The organism is Curtobacterium sp. B8 (genome assembly GCF_000333315.1).
In the GTDB taxonomy this organism is placed as follows: Bacteria; Actinomycetota; Actinomycetes; order Actinomycetales; family Microbacteriaceae; genus Curtobacterium; species Curtobacterium luteum.
The window spans coordinates 1-5496 of sequence record NZ_BACW01000313.1; the positions used below are offsets into that span (position 1 = coordinate 1).

General features: G+C 70.7%; 7 protein-coding genes. 4 read left to right on the forward strand and 3 right to left on the reverse strand.

What is annotated here, in order from left to right; all coding sequences use genetic code 11:
• The first annotated feature begins 321 nt into the window (after window positions 1-321).
• From I59_RS07695 to I59_RS22010, 3 genes are all read left to right on the forward strand, one after another.
• Window positions 322-1371, forward strand: a complete 1050-nt coding sequence (locus I59_RS07695; RefSeq protein ID WP_022903363.1) for a YeiH family protein — start codon at window positions 322-324, stop codon at window positions 1369-1371.
• 91 nt (window positions 1372-1462) lie between these two features.
• Window positions 1463-1891 carry a hypothetical protein gene (locus tag I59_RS07700; protein WP_022903364.1) on the forward strand — a complete coding sequence of 143 codons (429 nt, stop codon included), beginning with the start codon at window positions 1463-1465 and terminating at the stop codon, window positions 1889-1891.
• 733 nt (window positions 1892-2624) lie between these two features.
• Window positions 2625-2849, forward strand: a complete 225-nt coding sequence (locus tag I59_RS22010; protein ID WP_148286133.1) for a hypothetical protein — start codon at window positions 2625-2627, stop codon at window positions 2847-2849.
• A 339-nt stretch (window positions 2850-3188) separates the two neighbouring features.
• Here the strand turns inward: I59_RS22010 and I59_RS22015 are convergent, their stop codons facing one another.
• Window positions 3189-3488 carry a hypothetical protein gene (locus tag I59_RS22015; protein ID WP_148286134.1) on the reverse strand — a complete coding sequence of 100 codons (300 nt, stop codon included), beginning with the start codon at window positions 3486-3488 and terminating at the stop codon, window positions 3189-3191.
• Window positions 3489-3575: 87 nt separating this feature from the next.
• Between I59_RS22015 and I59_RS22020 the strand changes: the two genes are divergently transcribed.
• Entirely contained in the window at window positions 3576-3800 is a 225-nt protein-coding gene (locus tag I59_RS22020) for a cold-shock protein (protein ID WP_031273308.1), read from the forward strand.
• A gap of 419 nt (window positions 3801-4219) precedes the next feature.
• On the opposite strand, the gene I59_RS07720 is transcribed toward I59_RS22020, so the two are convergent.
• Entirely contained in the window at window positions 4220-5053 is an 834-nt protein-coding gene (locus I59_RS07720; RefSeq protein WP_022903367.1) for a GntR family transcriptional regulator, read from the reverse strand.
• A gap of 22 nt (window positions 5054-5075) precedes the next feature.
• The coding region (locus I59_RS20795; RefSeq protein ID WP_022903368.1) for a TetR-like C-terminal domain-containing protein at window positions 5076-5496 on the reverse strand (421 nt) is incomplete at its 5' end.

A 5496-nucleotide genomic window follows, 5' to 3' on the forward strand; every position in this document is an offset into this window, starting at 1 on the left:
CCTGCGTGCTTCCGCCCCGGGCCGGACGATGGCGGGTGCCGCGGCCCCCCCGAGTCTCGCCGTGCGGGACAGTCCTCGCACTCTCGACCACGAGCAGTGTCGCTGCGGCCGAGTCTCGGTCCGCGCCGCCCGAGTCTCGTACCCAGCGACGGTGCTCGCGCTCCCGATCGCGAGCAATGTCGCTCAGGCCGAGTCTCGTGCCCAGCGACACCGCTCGCGCTCCCGATCGCGAGCAATGTCGCGCCGGCCGAGTCTCGGGGTCGGCACCGCCGCGACGCGCACCCGGTAACACACCGGGGCGCGGGTGGCCATGCTGGGACGGTGCCCCTGACCTCCTCCGCCGTCCGTCCTGCCCTGCCAGGCGTCGCCGTCGCCGTGGCGGTCGGCATCGTCGCGACCGCCGTCGGGACCCTGGTGCCCGTCGTCGGTGGCCCGGTGCCCGCCGTCGTCCTCGGGGCACTGCTCGGCTGGCTGGTCCGTCGACGGACCGACGGTGGCCTCGGCCTGCTCGCGCCCGGGGTGAAGTTCGCGTCGAGCCGGGTGCTGCAGGCGGCCGTCGTCCTGCTCGGCGCGCAGCTCTCGATCGGCGCGGTGCTGCGCATCGGCGCCGAGACCCTGCCGGTGATGCTCACCACCCTCGTCGTGTGCCTGGTCGGGGCGTGGCTCATCGGACGCGCGCTCCGGGTGTCGTCGACGCTCCGCACGTTGATCGGTGTCGGGACCGGGATCTGCGGCGCCTCGGCGATCGCCGCCGTCACGCCCGTCGTCGGCGCCGTCGGAGCGGACGTCGCCTACGCGATGTCGACGATCTTCCTCTGCAACATCGCGGCCGTCTTCCTCTTCCCACTGCTCGGTCACGCGCTCGGCCTGTCGCAGCACGCCTTCGGCGTCTTCGCCGGGACCGCGGTCAACGACACGTCGTCGGTGGTCGCGACGGCGACCGTCTACGGTCGCCAGGCGACCGACACGGCGGTCGTCGTCAAGCTCGTCCGCACCCTCATGATCATCCCGATCGTGGTCGGACTGGCCGGCCTGGAGGCACGGCGCACCGCCCGCGCACAGGCCGCGTCCGTCGACGGTGCCGGTCGCGCCGGGGGCGTCCGCGTGTTCCGGCTGGTGCCGTGGTTCCTGATCGGGTTCCTCGTGGTCGTGCTGCTCCGGACCGTCGGGGTGCTGCCCGCGGCTGCGGCACCCGGGTTCGCGACCGTGGCGACGTTCCTCATCACGGTGGCGCTCGGCGCGATCGGGGTGTCGACGGACTTCGGGGCACTACGGCGGGCCGGGTTCCGGCCGATGCTGCTCGGCATCGTGCTGTGGGCGCTCGTGGCGGGCACGAGCCTCGGGGTGCAGGCGGCGTTCGGCATGCTGTGACGAGGCCCCATGTGTGTGCGCTGTGCGCGAGGCGCTGGGTGGCCGAGAGGATGGTCTGGACCACGCGAGCGCGTCGGTCGGAGAGGACACAGTGTCGGACACGACGAGCAACGGTGCACTGCAGGCGATGATCGAGCGCGCCGGTCGGATCACTGCCGAAGAGGCCGAATCACTCGACGTCACCTGGAAGGCCGACGAGGGCATCCTCGTGCCGGAACCGAGCGCATCGCTCGCGATCCAGGGCGGCGCGGACGGGCGGATGGTCACGAACGCCGACCTCCTCGCCGCCTGGCAGCACGCGCTCGACGCCGCCGGCGCAGCGGGACGCGTCGAGGAGATCGAGGCGGCACAGGAGGCCGGACGCGCCGTTCGGCACTCGGACGCGCATCTGCGCGACCGCGCCGGGGCGGAGGAGGCCGTCCGGTCCGCAGTGCTCGCGACCGGCGTGCGCGACCTCGTCTCGGACGACGAGTACGCCACGCTGACGGCCGCCTGGCGGAAGGTGCTCGGGGAGGTCTGAGCGGCAGTACGTCGCGTGGCACGCCCTCGGTGGCCACGGTGCGCCCGCGACTCCTGCTCAGGAGCAGTCGTTGGTGATGCTGAGACGGCGGTCCCGTCGCTCGGGGCTGGTCCTGGACCGCCTGATCACCGGCCCCGAGGCCAGGGGACGCACGACCGGTGCGATCGCACGACCCCTGCCGCGGTCCTAGTCACAGATCCTGTGGTAGATGTACGCCGTGCAGATCTGCGTCTTCTTGTCGCAGCCCTTCTTGGTGTAGGTCTCGGTCCACGAGTGACACACGAGCGGACCTGCGTGGGCCGGAGCCGCGGCCGCAGGCAAGACGATTCCCACCCCCGCCAGTGCCACGACCAGCCCCATACCTGCCAATGCTCGCTTGACATTGCTCATTGCATTTCCCCCTGTTGTTCAGTGCCGTTCGGCCACCATTGTAAACATCATGGACGTTCGACTCTGCGACCAGCACTCGCGTCGACACGATCCGCGCCCGCTGTTCCTCGAGACGCGGTGATGGCCGGTCGACGGACGTGTTCATCCTGAAGGATGACCCGAAGTGCTGTTGCACGATGCAATACTCGCCGTCACGTTCGCTTCTCGCCCCGGCTCCCGCACGCAGTGGGCAATGGGCGGGGCGTGCCGCTGGGGGCTCTTCGTCAGGAATTCACGATGCTGAAGGGCGCATTGTGCTGGGCGGACGTTGCATGCTGTTCGAATCACAGGAAAGAGACGTTCAATGAAGAAGAAGATCGCAGCAGTGCTCGCTGGTCTTGCGCTCATCGCTGGCGGGGTGATGGTGGGGGCTTCTCCGGCTTCGGCGAAGGAATGCGCCTACGAGAAGGGCGCTGAATGCACCGGCTGGTACCCGAACGTCAACACCTGCAAGGGGATCGCCTACCGTGGAACCTTCCAGCAGATGCGTGCATGCGAGGCGTGGGCCGGATGGGGATCGCACGGCTGAGCCATGTCGACGCTGCTCGCACGCAGCAGCGCTCGATCGAGCGTGAGCGGTGGGGAGCACCGAGGACCGTAGCGCTCGGCCGTTCCCACCGGGCTCACCTCGGCGTCAGAAGGGAGGCCCGGGCCACGTGAGCAGACCCGCTCACGTGGGCCGGGCCTCCCGTGCGACCACCGTGGCGGCAGCCGCGCGTCCCGCCCTCACGCCACCCGCGAGTCGATCACCGCCCGGTCCCCCCCCCGGGACCGCGAGCAGCTGCGAGCATGCGACCGCCTCCACGTTCTGAGGAGGAGCACGGCGCCGTTCGCCGACGTCCGCTTCTCGGGTGATCCGGTCGCGGGTTCATCCCGTGTGATCGCTGTCCGCGCGTGCTTCTGCTGTCGCAGGCGTTCGGTCGGGCTGCCGCTTCGTGGCTGCACGCTCGGATCGAACGGACCCGTGCAGTGCGAAGCCGATCGCACCGACGACGGCGGCCAGCAATCCCATCGCTGCGATGACGAACCCGGCTGCGACCAGGCCGACGGAGTCGGGACCCACGACGAGGCCGAGGAGTGCCATGATCACGCCCGCGACCAACGCCCCCACGCCGAGCGAAAGGCTGAGCGCGCGAGGCGGAAGTCCGAACAGCATGCTGGCATCCAACTCCTCGTTGCCGAGCGCGGTCGCTGGTCTGGGTGGCAGGGCTCGAGCGCGCCGCGATTGGATGTCTGCGCGCAGTACAGTGCGGTCGTGCAGATCGTCGATGGCGTGTGTGTCTGGTGGAGCGAGGACGAGGGCTGGGGCGCCCTCCGTTCAGAGGCGCTCGAGTCCGATGTCTTCGTGCACTTCTCCGAGCTCACCGGGCCCGGCTTCCTCTCACTGCGGCCCGGACAGACCGTACGGTTCGAGGTCGAGCCCTACCCGGCCGGACAGGACGGGTACTTCTTCCGGGCACACAGCGTCACGATCATCTGATCGAGCATCGGTGACCTGACCGAAGGCGCTGCACGCGGGCAGGTCAGCGGCACCCCCCTCGGCCCCTCAGCGGTCGAGTGCGATGATCCACAGGATCAGCAGGAGACCCATGACGGTGAGCACTGCGACTCCGGACCAGAACCACGGAGCACTACTCCCTCGTTCTGCCTTCGCCCGTCCGATCCCGTCTCTGCGGATCGCGATGACTAGGGCGCGCCCGATCAATCCGGCCCCTGCCAGTGCGATGGCCACGAGGCCGGACCACGCCCACCACGAGAACTCCGCGGGTCGAGTCTGCCGGACGGGGAGGGCTCTACCTGGGTACACCTCGGAGTGGAGGCCCGGACCACGTGAGCAGACCCGCTCGGGTGGTCCGGCCTCCCGTCCGGCCACTGTGGCACCAGCCGTGGGGCGCGCCCTCACACCACCCGCGAGTCGATGACCGCCCGGTCCCCCCGGTACCGCGAGAACCCGTACTCCACCGGGGTCCCGTCGGCAAGGCACATCAGCCGCTCGATGTGGAAGATCGCCTGCCCGGGGTCGATGTCGAGCAGGTCGGCCGTCCACTGGTCGGCGTTCACCGTGCTGAGCAGCAGCCGGCGTGCGACCGGCCGCTCGCCGCTCCGGCGCACCAGGACGTCGGGCACGTACGCGGTGAGCGGCTCGGACACGAGGCCCGGGAAGCGCTCCTGCGGCACCCAGCTCGTCCGGACCCGGCTCGGCTCGCCGTCGAACGAGATGAGGCTCTCGACGAAGTACGCCGACGTGCCGGTCATCTCGAGGTTCCGCCGGACGGTCTCCGGCGCGGGGACGAGCTGGACGCAGAGGTGCACGATGCTCACCCGGGGCGAGTCGAAGATGCTCCCGCCAGCGGTCTCGCCGTAGATCGTGACCTCCTCGGTCGTGCGTGCGAGGCTCACGGACGCGACCGGGCGGACGCCGAAGGTCCCGGACCGGGGAGCACGGGTGATGAGCCGCTGCTCCTTCAGCAGGGTGAGGGCTGCACGGAGGACGTTCCGCGTCGTGCCGTACAGGTCGAGCAGCTCCCACTCGTAGGGGAGCGGCCCCGCGAAGCGTCCGGCGACGATGTCGGCGCGGATGAGGTCCGACACCTGACGTGCGGCGTCGGACCGGCGGTTGAAGCCGATCCAGTGCCCCGGCCGGACGTCCCCGACGCCCATGTCGGTCCAGGGCGGAGTGGGACGGCGGTCCACGGGCTCGTCGAGTCCGGGCTCGGGCACGGTGTCGGTCACGAGGCCACCTCCAGGCTGTCGGTCACGAGGCCGCCCCCACTCGTGCGAGGTCCCCGGTCCACCCGGCCCACCGCAGGAACTCCCGCGCGAGCCGCACCGCGTAGTCCGGCGCCTGGATGTCGAGCGACACGAACACCCGCCGGTAGAACGTCGGACCGCCGAGCAGGTCGACCGCGATGCCGAGGTCGACGTCCGGTCGCAGGTCACCGGCGTCCATCGCCCGCTGCAGCATCGCGTTCACGCGGACCCGTCGGTCGAGGTGCCATGCAGCGACGGCCTCGGCCACGCGGGGTTGGTGGGCGGCGAGCTCGACGATGATCGGCAGGGCCCGACCCACCGGCGTCGCGACGAGCGCGTGCACCCAGCCGCGCGTGAGGGCGAGCACCCCGTCCTCGATCGCGGCGTCGAGCTCGGTCGGGATCGACTCCTCCATGAGCCGGATG